Here is a 19280-nt window from a genome sequence, read left to right as displayed (position 1 = left end):
GTCGCGTCGCCGAGGAACGCGACGGGTCATTTGCCACCGGTGAAGGCCGCGAGGTCGCGGACCGCGCGGGTGATCAGGCCGTGGGCTTCGGGATGGTCTTCCACGAAGATCAGGCGGGCCGCCACCGACAGGTTGGCGACGACCGCCTCGACGCTCTTCGCCGGCTTCGGCCGCATGGCTTTCAGGAGGGCGTGCCCCTCGACCTCCAGCACATCGAGCCTGGCGTCGATCTCGGCAAGCCTGGCGCCTTCGGGGATCGCGGCCTGCTGGTCCTGTGACAGCTGATACCAGTTGTGCTTGGTCATCAGCCAGCCTTCGAGCGTCCCCCACTCTAACTGGAGCCGCCGCTGTTCGGCGTCGATGGCCAGCCAGCGGTGGCAGATGGCGACAGACGGGTCCGCTACGACCTGGGGCGCGGGCATAGCCGCAACCCCACAGGTGACGGCGCTGCCAACCATCATTGCTCGCCTGGACGGTTCATCCACGCGCGCAGGCGCGCGCCCCGCCTTTCGACGTGAACTCATGACTCGTGACCCTGAGTGTGTATTATTCCTTTAGTATCATCGACGACCTCTTTCGACAAGCGAAAAGTATCGTGAACTTTACTAATAGTAAAATTCCATGCTGACGGCCTCGCAAATCCGGGCGGCGCGGGCGCTTGTTGATTGGAGCGGACCAAAGCTCGCGGAGGCTGCGGGCCTGTCGTTGCCAACGATCCGCCGAATGGAAAGCGCCGTGGGTCCTGGTCGTAGTTCGGTTGATAACGTGGAAGCCGTTCAGCGTGCGCTGGAGGCTGCCGGGGTCATCTTTCAAATGGCCGACGATACGGCCGGTCCAGGCGTGCGCTTGAAAAGGTAGCGCTCGAGCGCCGCAGCGGACCCGCCGCCAACATCATTAAGCCACGCTACCGACGCCGCCGGGCGCGCCGAAATACGCTTTTGCCGCACAGAGCCTGTCTTTGTTTCCCATAGTACGATCTCGCCCCGCGAGGCCTTGCCGCTAGCAGCAGGCAATCCAATTCTGGCTCATCGAAAGCCTTGAGATCCCAGTCTGTGGAGCTTGCAGCGATGACCGACCCCGACCGCATCCTTCGTATTCGTACGGTGCTGGCGCGTACGGGCCTTAGCCGATCGACCCTTTATCGGAAGATCGGCGAGGGGACTTTTCCTCGGCAGATTCCAATCAGCGTTCACGGCGCGGGATGGCACGAGTCCGCGATCAATCGCTGGATCGCCAATCCCGCTGGCTACCGCCCGGACGCCAGCTAACCCTGACGAAAGGTCAAGACCTTTCCGCTCTTCGCGATAGAGCAATAGCCGGCCCACGCCTCCATCAACTTGCGGCGCTTGTCGAATAGATCACCACGCCTGTAAGCGGCCTCAGCCTTGTTGGCGATGGTATGAGCCAAGGCCATTTCGCAAACCTCGTGTGAGAAGGTGGTCGTTTCTGACGCCCAATCGCGGAAGGTCGAGCGAAAGCCATGAACGGTGACGTCGCTTTTCATCCGTCGCAGCAGCATCGCCATAGCCATCGAGGACAGCGGCGACGCAGACGTCGCGCCTGGGAACACATGACCGATCGACCCGGCTTCAAGCCGCTCGGCGACTATCTTCATCGCGCGACCGGAGAGAGGAATGCGGTGCTCCCGGCCGGCCTTCATGCGGTTCGCAGGAATGGTCCAGATTTCCTTCTGAAGATCGATCTCATCCCACGTCGCGCCTAGCACTTCACCCGATCGAGCGCAGGTCAGGATCAAAAGCTCCAGGGCGCGGGCCGCAACAGCGCTGCGTGTGCGGAGGTTGGCCATGAACTCCGGCATGAGGTCATAGGGAAGCGCCGCATGATGCCCGCGCGCCAACCGTTGGCGCTTAGGCAACAGTTGGTTCAAGTGACCGCGCCAACGCGCCGGGTTCTCACCGCTGCGGAGTCCCTTGGCCTTCGCCGCATCCAACACGTTCTCGATCCGCCCACGTAAGCGTTCCGCTGTTTCGGGCGTGCGGGTCCATAAGGGCTGCAGTACGTCCAGAATGTCTTGCGTGGTGATGTCGTTGACCGGACGTTCGCGAATGGGCGCGGCATACTTGGTCAGCGTCATCTTCCATTGGGCGGCGTGCTTGTCGTTGCGCCAGGAAGGCTGCATGGCCTCGACATAGGCGTCGGCACAGGCGCCGAATGTTTGGACCGTGTCGTCCTTAACGCGCTCGGTCTTGGGGTCGGTGCCGGCCGCTAGCATCGCCCTGAAGGTAGCTGCCTCCGCGCGGGCGTCTGCCAAGGTCAAATCACGCCGACCGCCAAGCCCAAGTTCAACGCGCTTGCCGGCGCGTGTGTACATGAAGACCCAGCGCCTGCGCCCACTTTCATCGATCGACAGATAGAGGCCGCCGCCATCTGAATGTCGGCCTGGCTTGTTGAGCTTTGCCGCTTGGATGGCTGTCAGCTTGTGGAGTGAACGCCCGCTCATCGGAGTCTCCGCCTAACATCTCCGCCGAACCTTTTCGGCCCCACTTCGGGTCCCACTTTCGGTCCTATTTTGTACTCAGGATCGAGTGGGCACCTGACGGAAAGAGTGACACAGATCTTAAAATTAATCCATTAGAAACAAGATGATATAGAGACGTCACGAGACATCCTGATGCGGTATGGGACTACTGGTTTGGCGGACACCCTCTCCGCCAGCCACCCTGTTTGATTTCACACCGATAGCCAGCGCCTCGCGCGCGCGGCGCTCGTCCGACCCGACAGGATCGTTCAAGCCCGGGCTCGCGCGAATGTCGAAACTCGCGGCCATCCCCCCGATCCGCCGCAGGAGCGCGTCCGTGTCCGAGTACCTGACCATCACCGTCCCCGATGGCGACTTCCAGGCCCTGGTGGTGCGCCCCAGCATGGCGCCCGCGCCGGCTATCGTCCTCATTCAGGAGATCTTCGGCGTCAATGACGGCATCCGGCAGATCGCCGGCGAGCTGGCCGCCCAAGGCTATATCGTCGTCGCTCCCGACCTGTTCTGGCGCTTCGAACCCGGCCTGGCGATGTCGGAGGCCTCGCCCGAGAACTGGGAGAAGGCCTTCGGCTTCTACAACCGCTTCGACTTCGACAAGGGCGTCGAGGACGTGGTCGCCACGATCAAGGCCGCGCGGACGCTGGACGGCGCCAACGGCAAGGTCGGTGTGACCGGCTACTGCCTGGGCGGACTGATGACATTCCGGGCCATGGCGGCCAGCGACGCGGACGTGGGCGTCGTCTACTACGGCGGCGGGACCGACAACTACGTGGCCGAAGGCGCGCGGATCAAGAAGCCGCTGCTGATGCACCTGGCCGGCGACGACGAATATATCGGCAAGGAGGCCCAGGCGAAGATCCACGACGCCCTGGACGGCCACCCCCGGATCCAGATCCACACCTATCCCGGCCGCAACCACGCCTTCGCCCGGCCCGGCGGCGACCACTATGACGACGCCGACGCCAAGCTCGCCAACGCCCGCTCGGCGGCCTTCTTCAAGGCCCACCTGTTCTAGCTAGGGCAACTGGCAGCGCACCGCTTCGCCGACGCGCTCGGCGTCGGGACCCAGCACGACGTGGACAACCTTGTCGCCGACCCGGACCACGCCGCGCGCGCCCAGGGCCTTCAGGGCCGGCTCGCTAACCGCGCCCTGGTCGGCGACGACCAGGCGCAGGCGGCTCGAGCAGGTCCCGACACTTTTCAGGTTCGCGGGCCCGCCCAGAGCGCTCAGCAGCTTCTCGGCCTTGCGGTCGTCGTCGATGCTGGGCGGCGCCAAGGGCGCGGGCTTGGCGGCGGCGACGGGCTTGGCGAGCGCGGCAGCCCTCCCGATACCTCGGCCTAGGGCGGCGCGTATCTCGCCGGCGACGCCGTCGGCGATCGGGCCCAGCACGACCTGCAGCGCCTTGTCGGACGGTCGCACCACACCGCGCGCGCCGAGCGCCTTCAGGGCCGGCTCGCTGACCGCGCCCTGGTCGACGACGATCAGGCGCAGGCGGGTGGTGCAGGCGTCGACGCTGGTAAGATTGCCCGCCCCGCCCAGGGCCGCCACGAAGTCCGCGCCCCGGCCGCCACCGGTGGTGACGGTCTCGACGGCGACGGCCTCCTCGTCCTCGCGGCCAGGGGTCTTGAGGTTGAAGCGGAGGATCGCGAAGCGGAAGACACTGTAATAGATCGCGCCATAGACCAGGCCGACCGGAATAAGCAGCAGCGGGTGCGTGGCCTTGTTGAAGTTCAACACATAGTCGAACAGGCCCGCCGAGAAGCCGAAGCCCAGCTTCACGTCGAGAATGTTCATCAGGGCCATCGACAGGCCCGTCAGCACCGCGTGGATCGCGAACAGCGCCGGGGCCAGGAACATGAAGCTGAACTCGATCGGCTCGGTCACCCCGGTCAGGAACGAGGTCAGGGCCAGCGAGCCCAGCATGCCGGCGACAGCCTTGCGGCGCTCGGGCTTGGCGGTGTGCAGCATGGCGAGGCACGCGGCCGGGAGGCCGAACATCATGACCGGGAAGAAGCCGCTCATGAACGCGCCGGCGGTCTTGTCGCCGGCGGCGAAGCGGTTGAGGTCGCCGGTGACGCCGTTGAAGTCGCCCAGGATGAACCAGACCACGTTGTTGAGGATGTGGTGCAGGCCGGTGACGATCAGCAGACGGTTGAACAGGCCGAAGACGAACAGACCGACATTGCCCGACGCCGTGACCAGATGGCTCAGCCCGTCGACGCCAGCCTCCAGCGCGCCCCAGCACAAGCCGAAGATCAGGGCCAGGATCACGCCCGCCAGGCCGGCCACGATCGGCACGAACCGACGGCCGCCGAAAAAGGCCAGGTACTCCGGCAGCTTGATGTCGCTGTAGCGGTTGTAGAGCCAGCCACTGATCACGCCCGACAGGATGCCGACCGGAATCGACAGCTTGCCGATCTCCTTGGCCTTCCAGGCCGCCGCAGTCAGGTCCTTGGCTTCGGCGACCACCTTGGCGGCGACCTCGGGCGGAACGACCAGCAGGGCGTCGACGCCCTTGGTGGCGATCACGTAGCAGACGACGCCGGCCAGGCCCGCCGCGCCGTGGTTCTCCTTGGCCAGGCCAACGGCGACGCCGATGGCGAAGATCAGGCCCAGGCTGCCGAAGATCGCGCCGCCGGCGGCGCTGAAGACGTTGGCGATGTTCAGCGAGACGCCGTGGGTCATGACGGCCAGGCCTGGCGCGCCCAGCAGGTCGGTCTGGCCGATGCGCAGCAGCAGCGCCGCCACCGGCAGCACCGCGATCGGCAGCATCAGGGCCCGGCCCAGGGGCTGAAGGATCTCGAGCGGAGACTTCATCGGGTTCAGGCTCCGAAGGATTTCACGAGGGCGCGGACCGCCTCGGACGAGGTCTGGTCCAGGGCCTGGGCCGCGAGGCTGCGGCAAGACGCGAGGGAAAGACCGCGGACCCGGGCCTTCACCTCGGGCGCGATCGAGGCCGTGGTCGAAAGCTCGGTCACGCCCAGGCCCAGCAGGATCGGGGTGGCGGCGACGTCGGAGGCCAGCCCGCCGCAGACGCCGACCCAGCGATGATGCTTAGCCGCGCCCTTGCAGGTCTGGTCGATCATCCGCAGCACCGCCGGATGCAGGGCGTCGATGCGGGCGGCCAGCTCGGGATTGCCCCGGTCCATGGCCAGCACGTACTGGGTCAGGTCGTTGGTGCCGATCGACAGGAAGTCGGCCTCGGCGGCGAGCAGGTCGGCGGTCACGGCCGCGGCCGGGGTCTCGATCATCACCCCCAGCTCGACCTTGTCGGTGACGCCCAGCTCGCGCCTGGCCTCGTCCAGCATGGCGCGGACGGCGCGCAGCTCGTCCAGGCTGGCGATCATCGGGACCATGATCTTGCATTGACCCCCCTTCTGTCCTCGGGGCGGTCGAACGCGCAGGATGGCCCGCAGCTGAGTCTTCAGCAGATGCGGCCGCCACAGGCTGACGCGTACCCCGCGCAGGCCCAGGGCGGGGTTCTCCTCGGCCGGGATCGGCAGGTAGGGCGCGGCCTTGTCGCCGCCGACGTCCAGGGTGCGGATGATCAGCGGCTTGCCGTCCAGGGCGTCGGCGATGGCCTGGTACTGGCGGGCCTGCTCGTCCTCGTCGGGCGGGGTGTCGCGGTCGAGGAACAGGAACTCGGTGCGCAGCAGGCCGCAGCCTTCCGCGCCATTGGCCACGGCGGCCAGGGCGTCGTTCAGCGAGCCGGTATTCGCGAAGACCTCGATACGGACGCCGTCCCGGGTGACACAAGGATCGTGAGCGGCGGCCCGGGCGGCGGCGCGGCGTTCCTGGCGCTGGGCCAGGGCGGTCTGGGCCGCTTCCAGGGCCGGCGCGTCGGGCGCGACCCGCAAGGTCCCGCTGTCGGCGTCCAGGATCAGCGTCGCGCCGTCCTTGACCTTGAGCAGCGCGCCGCCCAGGGCGACCATCGCCGGGATGCCCATGGCGGCGGCCAGGATGGCGACGTGCGAGGTCGGACCGCCGCGCGCGGTGGCGAAGCCGGCCACGGCGCTCGGATCGACGCCCATCAGCTGCGAGGGCAGCAGTTCGTCGGCCAGCAGGATCGAGCCGGGTGGCAGGACCGCGCCTTCGTCCTCTTCGCCGGCCCCTTCCAAAACAAGGAGGGCGCGCAGCACTTGGCGTTCGAGATCCACGAGGTCGTCGACGCGTTCGGCCAGGCGGCGGTCGCCCAGACCGCGAAGGGCCTCGACATAGCCGCCGACCGCCTTGCGCCAGGCAAAGCCGGCGCTCTTGCCCTCGCCGATCAGGCGGCGGGCGCCGGCGGAGAGTTCGGGATCATCCAGGAAGGCCAGGTGGGCGCCGAGAATGGCCTTGCGGGCCTTGTCGCCTTTGGCGGCGTTCTTCTCGACGCGGGCGCGGACCACGTCGAGGGCGGCGGCCAGAGCGGCCTCCTCGTGGGCGGTCCCCTCGCCCTGCTCGCGCACGACGATGTCGGCGGCGGCCAGGCGCACGGCCTTGCCGATGGCCAGGCCCGGCGCGGCCAGTACGCCCTTCAGCACGCCATCGCGCGGCAGTTCGACCGGCGCGGTCGGCTCCGACGTCACGGCGGCCGGCGCGGTGGCGGGGCCATCGGCGAGAACCGACCCGCCTTCGCCCATGCCGCCCTCGATCAGTTCAGCCACCGCCCGGATCGCCGCCTCCCCGTCCATACCGGACGCCACCACCTGGATGGTGTCGCCGTGGCGGATGGCCAGGGACATGACACCGACCGGGCTCTTGGCGCTGGCGCGGCGGTTGACCGCCACCAGGGCGACCTCGGCCTCGAACTTGCGGGCGGTTTCGGCGATGCGGGCGGCCGGACGGGCGTGGACGCCGTGGACCAGGGGGACAATGACCGCGCGCGCGACCTCGCCGTCGCTCACCAGGCCGGCGGCGGCCGTTCCGCCGATCGGCGCCAGCTCCATCAGGAAGTCGCCGACCGACACCTCGCGGTCCTGGTCGCGGCGGACGATCCGGAAGGCGTCCGGATTGGTGATCACCACCGGCGTGATCAGACTGCGCGCGCGCTGGGCCAGGAGGTCGATGTCAAAGTCCAGCAGCTTGTCGCCGGCCTTCACGCCCTGGCCTTCCTTGACGAAGACGCTGAAGCCCTCGCCGTTCAGGGCCACGGTCTCCAGGCCCACGTGCATCAGGATCTCGGCCCCGTTGGCCGCGCGCAGCGTCACGGCGTGGCGGGCGCGGTGGACGGTCGCGACCACCGCGTCGCAGGGCGCGTGCAGGGTCGAGCCGAACGGATCGATCGCCAGCCCGTCCCCCAGCATCCGCTCGGCGAACACCGCGTCGGGGGTCTCGTCGAGCGGCGCGATCCAGCCCTTGAGCGGCGCGAAGAGTACGAGGTTAGACACGGGGCGCTACTCTGTCTGGAACGCTTATTGGGACTTCAGGGTCACGCGCTCGATCACCCAGAAGGGATCGAGGGTCTTCGAGGTGAAGGTCAGGCACAAGTCCGCCTGGCCCGCGCGGGCCGGCAAGCGGGCGGTGACCGTCGACAGGCCCGGATTCCTGGCGGCGTCGCCCAGCGGGATGGCGGCGATGCGCTCGCCCGTACAGCCTAACCGCACCTCCAGCTCTCCGCCTGGCGTGGCCGGCGGGTGGAGCGGAATGTTGTCGCGGTCCTTGCCGACCTGGAAGTTGAACGGGATCTGGGTGATCCGCGCGGTCAGCACCGCGCCCTTGTCCAGCCTGGCGCCTTCCCAGATCCAGCACGGGTTGAAGATGTCGACATACATCATCGGCCGCTTGTCGAAGGCGGCCGGCGCGTCGTCGATCATGGTCAGCGCCACCTTCTCGGTGCAGGCCTTCAGCTGGCCGCTGACGCGGGTGTCCAGCAGGGCCGGCGTGATGGTCCAGGACCGCGCGCGGCCCAGGGCCTGGCCGTCGACGAAGGTCTGGGCCTTCACCGTCGCGCCGCTGGTCAGCGCCAGGGCGCCGGCATAGGCCGTTGAGGCCGCCGTCGGGGCCTCGCCGTCGGTGGTGTAGCGGATCTCGCCGACGCCAAGGCCCGTCGAGAGTGCGAGAACGGTCTTGCCGTCCGCGCCTTCCGACGGCGCGGCTTGCGGCTCGAACGGCACGGTGTTGGCGGCGACGCCCAGGATCTTCAGACGGGTCATCTCGGCCGGCAGCCGGCGCGCGAAGTCGTCCCAGTTCGCGTCCGCTTCCGACGACCAGCCGCGCTCGGCCAGGGCCACGGCGCGCGGGAAGGCCATCAGCTCCATGCGGGTGTCGGTCTGCATGTGCTCGGTCCAGACATTGGCCTGGACGCCCAGGATGTGCTTGCGCTCGTCCGGGGTCAGCTGGGCCGGGGCCGGATCGAAGGCGTAGACGTCCTTCAGGCTGGAGACGTGGCCGCGACCAGTCGGCTCTTCCGGCGATTGGCTCTGGCGGTTGTCGAGATAGAGCGTCGGATGCGGCGACAGCACCGTGTCGTGGCCCTGCCTGGCGGCCGCGATGGCGCCGTCGATGCCGCGCCAGGACATGACCGTGGCGTTGGGGGCGAGACCCCCTTCCAGGATCTCGTCCCAGCCGATCAGGCGGCGGCCGCGCTCGTTCAGCGACTTGCCGACCCGCTGGATGAACCAGCTCTGCAGTTCGTGCTCGTCCTTGAGGCCCAGTTCCTTGATCTTGGCCTGGATCTTGGGGCTGGCCTTCCACTGGTCCTTGACCGCCTCGTCGCCGCCGACGTGGATGAAGGTCGAGGGGAAGATGTCCATCACCTCGTTCAGCACGTCGTCGAGGAAGGCGAAGGTGGCGTCGTCGGTGTTGTAGAGCCAGGGGAAGACCCCCCAATCCCCCATCTTGCTGGCGTCCGGCGCGGCCGTGCCGAGCGACGGGTAGGCGACGATCGGCGCCAGGGCGTGCCCCGGGGTCTCGATCTCCGGCACGACAGTGATGTTGCGAGCGGCGGCGTAGGCGACCAGCTCGCGGGCCTGGTCCTGGGTGTAGAAGCCGCCGTACTTCGGATAGGCGCGCGCCGCGCCCGGATCGGTGCGCCAGGCGCCGATCTCCGTCAGCTTCGGATATTTCTTGATCTCCAGCCGCCAGCCCTGGTCGTCGACCAGGTGCCAGTGGAAGGTGTTGAGCTTGTGGACCGCCATGGCGTCTATGACCGCCTTCAGCGTGTCCAGCGACTGGACGTGGCGAGCGCTGTCGACCATCAGGCCGCGCCAGGCGAAGCGCGGGGCGTCTTCGATCGACGCGGCGGGCACGGCGACCGGCCCCTTGGCCGCGTCCGGCGTCGCCAGCTGCCACAGCGACATGGCGCCGTAGAACAGGCCCGCGCGCCTGGCGGCGGCGATGGTCACGGCGTTGGGCGAGATGTCCAGCTTGTAGGCCTCCCCCGTCGGTCCTTCGCGGGTCAGGACGACGGCGGCTTCACCGACAGCAGGCGGGCCTTCGACCACGGCGGGCTTGAAGCCGCGAGAGCGCTGGATCAGGTCGGCGAGTTGTCGCGCGACGCCTCTCGCCTCGACATCGCCCTTGGCGACATGGATGCGGGTGGCGCTGGAAAGCTTGAAGGCCCCTTCGGCGCGGACCGCCTTGGCCGGCGCGGGGGTCAGGGTCAGGCCGGCCGTATCGGCCAAGGCGCTCGTCGCGAGCACGGCAGCCAGAGCGAACGCCGAAACGGCGATGGTGCGCAGCGGGGTCTTGGTCACGCGGCCTCGCGAGGAAACAGGCGGCAAAAAGCGGGCGGGACAGCGAGACTGCCCCGCCCCAGCTCCATGCTTGCAGTCAGGAGGGGTTGGATCAATTGCGCTGATGGCCGGAGGCTCCGGACGGACCCGGAGCCTCCGCCGCCGCGCGTCCTAGAAGGCGACGTTCAGCGTGGCCTGCAGCTTGCGGCCCGTGCGATAGACGCCGCGCGGCAGGGCCGTGGTGTTGGCGTAGGCGTAGTACTCGCTGTCCAGCAGGTTCTGCCCAGACACCGACATGGTGATGTTCTGGTTGATCGCGTAGCCGACCGTCGCGTCCAGGGTCTTGGACGCCTTGACGAACATGTCGTCGCCGCGGTCGACGCCGGTGAAGTACTTCGAGCGCCAGTTGAACGTCGCCCGGGCCGAGAACGGACCATGTTCATAGAAGGGGCTGACGTTGATCTGGTTCTTTGAGTTGTACGGCAGTGGCGCCCCGCCCTGGCCGGAGCCGTCGGCGTAGGTGTAGTTGGCCAGCAGGCCGAAGCCGTGGGCGAAGTTCTGCTGGTAGGCGACCGCCAGGCCCTTCACTTCGGCCGAGCCCGCGTTGAACGGACGGCTGATCTGATAGGTCGTGACCTTGCCTTGCGACTGGTTGAAGTAGGATTCCGGCTGCGTGCGCGTCAGGATGTAGTTAGAGATGTCCTTGTAGAACACTTCGGCCGACAGGATCGCTTGCGGCTGGAAGTACCACTCGGCCGAGGCGTTGACGTTGCTCGACTTGTAGGGCTCCAGCGCCGGGTTGCCGCCGCCGCCCGTCAGGATGCCGTCCGACAGCCAGAAGTAGTTGGTCATGTCGGCATAGTTCGGGCGGGCGATCACCTGGGCGGCCGCGAAGCGGAACACCAGGTCCTCGCGGGCGTCGACGATGATGTTCACGCTGGGCAGGACGTTGTCGTAGCTCTTCTTCGTCGTGTTCCAGGTCCAGTCGGCGGCGGCGTTGCAGGCCGCGCCGGGCTTGCAGACATAGCCGGCGCTGTCGACCGAGGTCTTCACGTAACGGACGCCGAAATTGCCGCGGACGTTGTCGGCCTTGAAATTGGCCTGGGCGTACAGCGCGTCGATGTTCTCCTCGATGTTCCAGTTGCCGGCCGTGAACTCGGCGGCGGCGAAGATCGACGGCTTAGGCATCGAAGCGCCTGGAGCCAGCCATTTGCCGCTGTCGACGTACGAGACCATCGACTGGCCATCGATGCGGAAGCGGTTCGCCATCTGCTCGCCGACGCCGTCGAAGCCCTTCAGGTAGTTGCTGGGCACGGTCGACGGGTCGAACAGCGAGGCCGGGGCGGCGACGCCGGTGATGGCGATGCCCGAATACTGCTGGCCGGTCTGGTGCTCACGGCGCTTGTAGCCGACCTGGACGCGCTGGATGACGCCGTCGAAGTCCTTGCCCAGGTCGAGCTGGGCGTACTTCTCTTCGTCGCTGGTCGGCTTGCTGACCAGGTTGCCGCTCCAGCCCGGATCGGTCGCGAAGGCCGACGGATTGCCCATGACGTTGGTCGTGTAGGTCAGGCTGCCGGGGCTCTTGGGCGCGCCGGAGATGTCGACGGTGTAGTTGGCCCAGTTCAGGAACTCGAGGAACACCTGACGCTTGGTGCCGCCGTCGGCGGTGGACTTGCCGATCTCGCCCGACAGATCCCAGCCGTCGGCCTTGTACTGGCCCTTCAGGTGGTAGGTGTCGGAGTTCAGCTCGGCTTCGCGGTACTGCACGTCCAGCACGCTCAGCGCGTTGTTGAACGAAGCCTTGGTGACGACGCCATTGTTGACGGTCAGGCCCGTCAGGGCGCCCAGGCTGTTCCAGGTGTTGCCCTGGAAGGCGTACATCGACTGGTTGGTGTTGTCGTAGTCGGCCTTGATTTTCATCCAGTTGAAGTCGAACGACAGGGCGTCGGTCGGCTTCCACTGCAGGGCCGTGGTGTAGGTGGTGCGGGTGCGGTCCTGCTCGAAGTACGAGGCGCCGAAGGCGTTCGGGCTACGGGCCGTCAGGTTCGAGGTCAGGGTCGTGGCGCACGAACCGGTGCAGCCCTTGGTCCGCGAGTCGACCGGGTTGTCCGGGTTGCCGCCGGCCCACTGGTTGGCGGCCATGGTGCCGTAGCTTTCGACGCCGTCACGCCGCAGCTGGTCCTTGGCGCGCTGAACCGAGAAGCTGGCCCCGAAGGTCTGGGCGTCGTTCTTCCAGCTCAGCAGCAGCGAGCCCTGGGCGTCGCCCTTCTTGGAGCGGTCGGTGTAGAGATAGCTCACCGCGCCAGCAATGAGGCCGGCTTTCAGGTCCAACGGCTTGCGGGTGTTGACGATGACCGTGCCACCGATGCTGCCTTCGTCGATGCGCGCTTCAGGGGACTTGAAGACCTCGACCTTGCCGACGATCTGCGGGGCCAGCAGGGCGTAGTTGAACGTACGGCCCGGAGAATCCAGGATGAACCAGTCGGCGGACGCGACGGTCTGGCCGTTGAGCAGGGTGCGGTTCAGCGCCGGATCGGTGCCGAGGATGCTGACCTTTTCACCTTGACCAAAGGCGCGGTCGACCGTGACGCCGGGAACGATGGTCAGGGCCTCGGCGACGTTGGAGCTCGGAAACTTGCCCACGTCCTCGGCGGTGACGACATCGACGATGGCGTTGGCGCGGCGTTTGGACTCAATGGATTGCAGCAGCGAGGCGCGGATGCCGGTGACGACCACCTCATCGACGGTGCTGTTGTCTTGCGCCAGCGCCGGCGCGGCGGCCATGACAGCCATGGCGCTGACCGATACGGCCAGCACGGATTTGCGGAAATTAGACATAACTCGGCTTCTCCCCATTTTTGCCGGGCCTACTGGACCGGAGCCGAACCCCAAAGCCCAATATGATACCAATTTTCTGGGAGGTTCCGCAGAAAGTGGTACTTCTCAGGCCTCAGGAGAGAACTGTGACGGAAATTTTGCGGATGACAAGGCCAAAAAGAAACCAATTGCAGACCACGATCATATTGGTATGAAAATGGTTATAAGCTATCGCGAGCGGGCATCGGGGCGCCATGATTTTGCGCGGTATGGGCGGGGAGGCTGTAAATGACGTTTGCTGAACGGATCGGGCGGCTCGACGCCAAGGACGACCACGCCCCGCTCTACAAGCAACTGCAGCGCGCCCTGCGCGAGGCCATCCAGACGAAGGTCCTGGCGCCCGACGACGCCCTGCCCGCCGAGCGGGATCTCGCCGAGGAGTTCGGCATCTCGCGCATCACCGTCCGTAAGGCGCTGGACGGTCTGGTCAGCGAGGGCCTGCTGACCCGCCGCCAGGGCGCGGGCACTTTCGTCGCCGCGCGCGTGGAAAAGAGCTTCTCCAAGCTATCGTCCTTCACCGAGGACATGATCTCGCGCGGACGCACGCCTCGCAGCGAGTGGATCAGCCGCGCCGAAGGCCAGGTCACTCCCGAGGAGTCGCTGACCCTGGGCCTGTCGCCCGGCACGCCGGTCTATCGCTTCGCCCGGATCCGCTATGCCGACGGCGCGCCAATGGCCGTGGAATACACCACCATCGCCGCCTTCGCCCTGCCCTCCACCGAGGTGGTCGGCGTCTCGCTGTACGAGGCGCTCGAGGCCACCGGCCACCGGCCCGTGCGCGCGCTGCAACGCCTGCGCGCGGTGCTGTTCCAGGCCGAGCAGGCCGACCTGCTGGGCGTTCCGGTCAAGGACGCCGGCCTGCTGATCGAGCGGCGCGGCTTCCTGCGCGACGGCCGGGCGGTGGAAGTCACGCAATCCTACTATCGCGGCGATGCGTACGATTTCGTCGCGGAACTGAATGCACTGTCGTGAGTGCCAGTCCCGAGTGTCTTGAGTCCGAGGAGTAGAGCTTGGAGGCGACCGTCTTGACCCGTCCTGAGACCCCCGCGCCCACACGGTCGTCGCCCCAAGATCCTGCGCCAGAGTCCACGCGCATGTTCCTGGAAGCCGGCCAGGCCTCGGCCGTCGCCGCGACCCAGCTGGCCGCCAACGCCCGCAAGATCGAGGCCCTGGCCGAGCGCCTGCGCGCCAACCCGCCGCGCGTCGTCGTCACCTGCGCCCGGGGCAGCAGCGACCACGCCGCGACCTTCGCCCGTTACCTGATCGAGACCAAGGCCGGGGTGCTGACCTCGTCGGCCGGTCTGTCGGTCAGCTCGGTCTATGACGCCTCGCCCAACCTGGAAGGCGCGCTGGTCCTGGCCATCTCGCAGTCGGGCAAGAGCCCTGACCTGCTGGCGGCCGTGAAGGCGGCCAAGGCCGCCGGCGCCTATGCGGTGGCCCTGGTCAATGTCGTCGACTCGCCTCTGGCCGAACTGGCCGACGAGGTGATCCCGCTGCATGCCGGCCCCGAGCTCAGCGTCGCGGCCACCAAGTCCTACATCGCCGCCCTCGTGGCCATCACCCAGCTGATCGCCGCCTGGACGGAAGACGAGGCGCTGACGCAGGCGCTGGCGACCCTGCCGGCCGCCCTGGCCGAGGCCTGGACCCTGGATTGGACCCCGGCCGTCGAACGCCTGAAGCTGGCCCACAATCTCTACGTCCTGGGCCGCGGCGTCGGTTTCGCGGTCGCTCTGGAGGCGGCCCTGAAGTTCAAGGAGACCTGCGGCCTGCACGCCGAGGCCTTCAGCGCCGCCGAGGTTCTGCACGGCCCAATGGCGCTGGTGAAGGCGGGCTTCCCGGCCCTGGTCTTCGCCCAGAACGACGAGAGCCGCGCCAGCGTCGACGCGATGGCCCAAGGCCTGCGCGAGCGCGGCGCCGACGTGCTGCTGGCGGCCCCTGGCGAGGATGGCGCGGACGTCCTGCCGACGCTGTCGAGCCACCCGGTGCTGGAGCCAATCCTGATGATCCAGAGCTTCTACCGAATGGCCAATGCGCTTTCGGTCGCGCGCGGCTACGATCCCGACAGCCCGCCCCACCTCAACAAGGTCACTGAAACCGTCTGATGCTGGCTGCACTTGTAAATGGCCGCGTCCTGACGGAAGCCGGCGTCGTCGATGGCAAGGCCGTTCTGATCGAGAGCGGCGTGATCACGGGCGTCGTCGACGCCAGCGCGGTTCCGGCCGGCGCTCAAGCCCACGACCTGGCCGGCGGCCTGCTGGTTCCCGGCTATATCGACACCCAGGTCAATGGCGGCGGCGGCGTGCTGTTCAACGACTCGCCCACGCCCGAGGCCATCGCCGCGATCGGCGCGGCCCACAGGGCCTACGGTACGACCGGCTTCCTGCCGACCCTGATCAGCGACGATCTCTCGGTGGTCGACCAGGCCATCCGCGCCACCGAGCAAGCCATCGCGCAAGGCGTGCCCGGCGTGCTGGGCGTCCACATCGAGGGTCCGTTTCTCAATCCAAAGCGCAAGGGCATCCATGATGAGGGCAAGTTCCGCGTCATCGATGAAGAAGCCCTGGCGCTGCTGACCTCGCTGAAGGTCGGCAAGACTCTGGTCACCCTGGCCCCAGAGCGCACCACACCCGAAATGATCCAGCGCCTGGCCGACGCTGGCGTGCGCGTCGCCGCCGGCCACACCAATGCGCTCTACAAGACCATGCGCCAGGCCCTGGACCACGGACTGACCGGCTTCACGCACCTGTTTAACGCCATGTCGCCGCTGACCAGCCGCGAGCCGGGCGCGGTGGGCGCGGCTCTGGAGAGCCAGACGGCCTGGGCCGGAATCATCGTCGACGGCCGCCACGTCGACCCGGTGACCCTGAAGATCGCCCTGCGCGCCCGGCCTCTGGACCGCTTCATGCTGGTGACCGACGCCATGCCGACGGTGGGCATGACCGACAAGCGCTTCGTCCTGCAGGGCCGCGAGATCGTGGTGCGCGACGGCGTCTGCGTCGACGAGAACGGCACCCTGGCGGGCTCGGACCTCGACATGGCCGGCGCGGTGCGCAACGCGGTCGCCATGCTGGGCCTGCCGCTGGCCGACGCGGTGATGATGGCCTCGGCCGCCCCCGCGGCGTTCCTGGGCCTGGGGGCCCAGCGCGGCCGGATCGCCCAAGGCTTCGCGGCCGACCTCTGCCTGCTCGACGATGCGCTCAACGTCACGGCGACCTGGATCGACGGGGTCGCCGGGTAGCCTCTCTGGGCCGGCCATCCCGCAACGAAAAAGGCCGCCGGTCACCCGGCGGCCTTTCCCGTTCACGCCTCGCGGCGTGACTACATCTTGTAGCGGACCCCGAACATGATGGTCCGGCCAAAGTGGTTGTACTCGTAGTTCCGGTCGGCCGCGAGGTCGGTGAAGCGGTCGCGGTACTCGTCCGTCAGGTTCACGCCTTCCAGCGAAACCTCGAAGTTGTCGTTCAGGCGATAACGCATCGAGGCGTCGACATTGACCGAGCTGTTGTAACCCTCGAACACATTGCCGGTGTCGCTGGCGGCGTCGATATAGCCGCTGCGATAGGCGACCGAGGCGCGAGCGCTGAACTTGTCGGCCTCGTAGTAGAGCGTCGCGTTGAAGGCGCGCTTCGACAGGTCGAACAGGCTCGACGACTCATCACGCGCAACGAGTTGCGGGAAGGAAAGCTGTGCGTTCGTCGTCGGATTCCGAGGGTCGGCGACGGTGGCTGCGCCATTGACCCGATAATTGACGTTGGAATCGACTAAGGTCACGTTGGCGATGCCGCCGAACTTCGACCAGAAGCCGGGCAGGAACGAGAAGGGTCCCTGGATCGCGAACTCTACGCCCTTCAGCGAAGCGCCCTTCCCGTCGATCGTCGTGCCAATCGTCCAGGGTCGCGCTTCGGGATTGGCGGCGGCGGGCGAGCTGGCCAGGATCAGCGACAGCGGCAAGCCGGTCGACGCGTAGGTGCCCTGGACGGACGTCGAGAGCGGGAAGCTCGCGATGTCCTTCTTGAACAGCGCGACCGAGAAGATCGACTCGCGGGCGAAATACCATTCCACCGCGGCGTCATAGGCCTTGGCGCGATAGGGCTTCAGCTGAGGATTGCCGGTGGTGATGCGGTAGTTGAAACCGTCCACCGACCCGCCGGGCGTCAGGGCGCCGAGGTTGGGACGCGTCATGACCTTGGCGGCCGAGGCGCGGACGATGACCTTGTCCATCGGATAGAGCACCAGGTTGGCCGCGGGCAGCCAGTCCTTGTAGGTGCGATCGACGGTCAGGTTCTGGCCGCTGTTGAGGCCGGTCGAGGACTGCTCGGTCTTCACGTACCGCACGCCGGCGTTCAGCGCATAGTCGAGGTCGCCGATCCGGCTCTTCACGTCCATCTGGACGAAGGCGCCGGTGTCCTTCTCGGTCACGGCGCGGGTATTGCCGGCCTGCTGGATCAGAGGGCGGTTGTAGAGATTGACCAGGGCCGTCGCCGCATCGAGGTTCGGAGCCGCCCAGCTGGTCGTCGTACCGGTCGGCGCCTCCGCGCCGCTCAGGGTGAAGTTCGTTGTCAGCGCCGAGGTGACCGGCGCGCCGTAGGTCCCGGTCGCGCAGGTGAAGGCGGCGCAGTAAGTCGAGTCGCGCGCGCCCTCGCGCAGGTTCAGGTCGAACTGGCGGAACGACGCGCCGCCCTTCAGCGTGATCGAGTCGCTCATCGTCCAGTCGCCGTTCAGACCGAAGGTCTTGAACTTATTGGTGTTGTTCGACGGACGGTCGCGGAATTCCGCGAACTGGAAATTCGTCGGATCGCTGATGCTGGCGCCGAACGCCAGCACCGGCTTCTTCATGTTGGTATAGTCATAGCTGTAACCGGTGGCGTCCCGGTCGTCGAAGATGATCGTCGTCTCGTACGGGATGTCGGCGTCCGACTTCGAGAAGCCGGCCAGACCCTGGATCTTGAACTTGTCCGAGAATTCGTGGGTCAGGTTCGCGCCGAGTTGGTAGAAGGTGGTGTCCAGCTTGCGCTCGTAGTGCTCCAGGCGCACCCAGGCGTTGTCGAACGTGCCCTTGATCATGTTGTTGTTGCTGTCCAGCGTGTAGTCGCGGACGTTGATCGAGCGCTCGTTGGAGCGGAACAGGACCTCGGCCCACTTCTCGTTGCGGATGGCCTTGTACTTCGAATACAGGCCATCGACCGACAACTTGGTGCGGTCGGTCGGCGCATACTGGAAGCTGCCGGTCAGGCCCAGGCGCTCACGATCATGGGTGACCTGGCCGTAGCGCGGGATGCGCGGGTGGAAGGCCAGGGCCGCTTCGTTGCAGGCCGCGCTGGGAACGTAGGAGCCGCCGCTGTTCTGGGTGGTGAAGCAGTTGGTCGAACCCACGCGGTTGAAGCGGGCCTGGGCCCAGCGCACGGTGTTGTTGGTCGACTCGATCTGTTCCTGCTGGGAATAGGCGGCCGAGATCGACGCGCCCCACACGCCGCTCGGGTGACGATAGTTGACCAGGCCGGCCAGGCGCGGACCGAGATCCTTGCTCAGGCTGTTGTATTGGCCCTGCGCGCTGAGCGCGAGCGTGAAGCCGTCCTTGCCGGCCAGCGGATTGCCGGTGTTCAGGTCGACGACCGCGCCCAGGGAGCCTTCGTCGAGCGAAGCCTCGGCGGTCTTGTGGACGACCAGCGAGCTGAACAGTTCTGAGGCAAAGACGTTGAAGTCGAAGCCGCGCTCGCGGTTGGCGCTGGCGCCGTCCGAGGTGGTGGCGACCGCTTCCATGCCGTTGACCCGTACGCGGGTGAAGCGCGAGCCCAGGCCGCGCACGGTGATAGCGCGGCCTTCGCCGCCGTCGCGAACGATCGAGATGCCGGGAACGCGCTGCAGCGACTCGGCGAGGTTCTGATCGGGGAACTTTGCGATGTCCTCGGCGACGATGACGTCGACCGACGAGACCGAGTCGCGCTTGGCGTTGAGCGCCGCGTCCAGCGATTTGCGGAAGCCGGTGACCACGATTGCCTCGACTTGATCATCGGCAGGGGCCGGAGCGGGCGCTTCCTGGGCCGACGCGGCGGCGGCGAAAACCATCGCCAGGGCCAGGGCGCTAGCGGACACGCCGTAGTGCAGGGCGCGCACGCGCCCCGTGGTATTCTTGGACATAGAACCTCCTCCCGATGAGACCATTTGGAGACGGCGTCGCCGCCGCCCTAGGCCTTCGTTTCAGCTCCGCGTCCTTCCCACGAAGCCGCACCCCGGCCTTAGATCTTGATTT

13 protein-coding genes are annotated in these 19280 nt (G+C 67.1%); 6 read left to right on the top strand and 7 right to left on the bottom strand.

Features of this window, described 5'->3' with window-relative positions:
• Nucleotides 1-26: 26 nt before the first annotated feature.
• Nucleotides 27-422, bottom strand: coding sequence for a hypothetical protein (locus AC1RJ9_RS05310; protein ID WP_492836648.1), 396 nt, complete (start codon nt 420-422; stop codon nt 27-29).
• Nucleotides 423-621: 199 nt separating this feature from the next.
• On the opposite strand from AC1RJ9_RS05310, the gene AC1RJ9_RS05305 reads away from it, so the two are divergent.
• Together AC1RJ9_RS05305 and AC1RJ9_RS05300 are read left to right on the top strand one after the other, a co-directional pair.
• Complete coding sequence (locus tag AC1RJ9_RS05305; protein ID WP_492870904.1) at nt 622-858, top strand: helix-turn-helix domain-containing protein; 237 nt, start codon at nt 622-624, stop codon at nt 856-858.
• A 209-nt stretch (nt 859-1067) separates the two neighbouring features.
• Entirely contained in the window at nt 1068-1268 is a 201-nt protein-coding gene (locus AC1RJ9_RS05300) for a helix-turn-helix transcriptional regulator (RefSeq protein ID WP_492836646.1), read from the top strand.
• Here AC1RJ9_RS05300 and AC1RJ9_RS05295 read toward each other — a convergent pair.
• Nucleotides 1265-2461: a tyrosine-type recombinase/integrase gene (locus tag AC1RJ9_RS05295; protein ID WP_492836644.1), complete on the bottom strand. Its 1197-nt coding sequence runs from the start codon at nt 2459-2461 to the stop codon at nt 1265-1267. The genes AC1RJ9_RS05300 and AC1RJ9_RS05295 overlap by 4 nt on opposite strands.
• 355 nt (nt 2462-2816) lie before the next feature.
• Here AC1RJ9_RS05295 and AC1RJ9_RS05290 point away from each other — a divergent pair, with 355 nt between their 5' ends.
• Nucleotides 2817-3512 (top strand): dienelactone hydrolase family protein, encoded by a 696-nt coding sequence (locus AC1RJ9_RS05290; protein WP_492836642.1) that lies wholly within the window; start codon nt 2817-2819, stop codon nt 3510-3512.
• On the opposite strand, the gene nagE is transcribed toward AC1RJ9_RS05290, so the two are convergent.
• The 4 genes from nagE to AC1RJ9_RS05270 form a co-directional block, all read right to left on the bottom strand.
• Entirely contained in the window at nt 3513-5315 is a 1803-nt protein-coding gene (gene nagE, locus AC1RJ9_RS05285) for an N-acetylglucosamine-specific PTS transporter subunit IIBC (RefSeq protein WP_492836640.1), read from the bottom strand. It lies immediately after the preceding gene.
• A 5-nt stretch (nt 5316-5320) separates the two neighbouring features.
• A complete protein-coding gene (ptsP, locus tag AC1RJ9_RS05280) occupies nt 5321-7867 on the bottom strand; it encodes a phosphoenolpyruvate--protein phosphotransferase (RefSeq protein WP_492836638.1) in 2547 nt (848 codons plus the stop codon).
• Nucleotides 7868-7891: 24 nt separating this feature from the next.
• Nucleotides 7892-10174 carry a family 20 glycosylhydrolase gene (locus AC1RJ9_RS05275; RefSeq protein ID WP_492836636.1) on the bottom strand — a complete coding sequence of 761 codons (2283 nt, stop codon included), beginning with the start codon at nt 10172-10174 and terminating at the stop codon, nt 7892-7894.
• 150 nt (nt 10175-10324) lie between these two features.
• Nucleotides 10325-12991 (bottom strand): TonB-dependent receptor, encoded by a 2667-nt coding sequence (locus tag AC1RJ9_RS05270; protein WP_492836634.1) that lies wholly within the window; start codon nt 12989-12991, stop codon nt 10325-10327.
• 267 nt (nt 12992-13258) lie between these two features.
• Between AC1RJ9_RS05270 and AC1RJ9_RS05265 the strand changes: the two genes are divergently transcribed.
• The 3 genes from AC1RJ9_RS05265 to nagA are packed head-to-tail and all read left to right on the top strand — an operon-like array spanning nt 13259 to nt 16268.
• Entirely contained in the window at nt 13259-14002 is a 744-nt protein-coding gene (locus AC1RJ9_RS05265; RefSeq protein WP_492836632.1) for a GntR family transcriptional regulator, read from the top strand.
• Between the two features lie 38 nt (nt 14003-14040).
• Nucleotides 14041-15132 carry an SIS domain-containing protein gene (locus AC1RJ9_RS05260; RefSeq protein WP_492836630.1) on the top strand — a complete coding sequence of 364 codons (1092 nt, stop codon included), beginning with the start codon at nt 14041-14043 and terminating at the stop codon, nt 15130-15132.
• Nucleotides 15132-16268 carry an N-acetylglucosamine-6-phosphate deacetylase gene (gene nagA / locus AC1RJ9_RS05255; protein ID WP_492836628.1) on the top strand — a complete coding sequence of 379 codons (1137 nt, stop codon included), beginning with the start codon at nt 15132-15134 and terminating at the stop codon, nt 16266-16268. The genes AC1RJ9_RS05260 and nagA overlap by 1 nt, the downstream gene beginning before the upstream one ends.
• An 80-nt stretch (nt 16269-16348) precedes the next feature.
• On the opposite strand, the gene AC1RJ9_RS05250 is transcribed toward nagA, so the two are convergent.
• Nucleotides 16349-19168: a TonB-dependent receptor gene (locus tag AC1RJ9_RS05250; RefSeq protein ID WP_492836626.1), complete on the bottom strand. Its 2820-nt coding sequence runs from the start codon at nt 19166-19168 to the stop codon at nt 16349-16351.
• Nucleotides 19169-19280: the final 112 nt, after the last annotated feature.

This window comes from Caulobacter sp. GW822-FHT07D08 (assembly GCF_058798735.1).
Note: the sequence above shows the minus strand (reverse complement) of the source record. Positions and strands in the feature narration are given on the sequence as shown.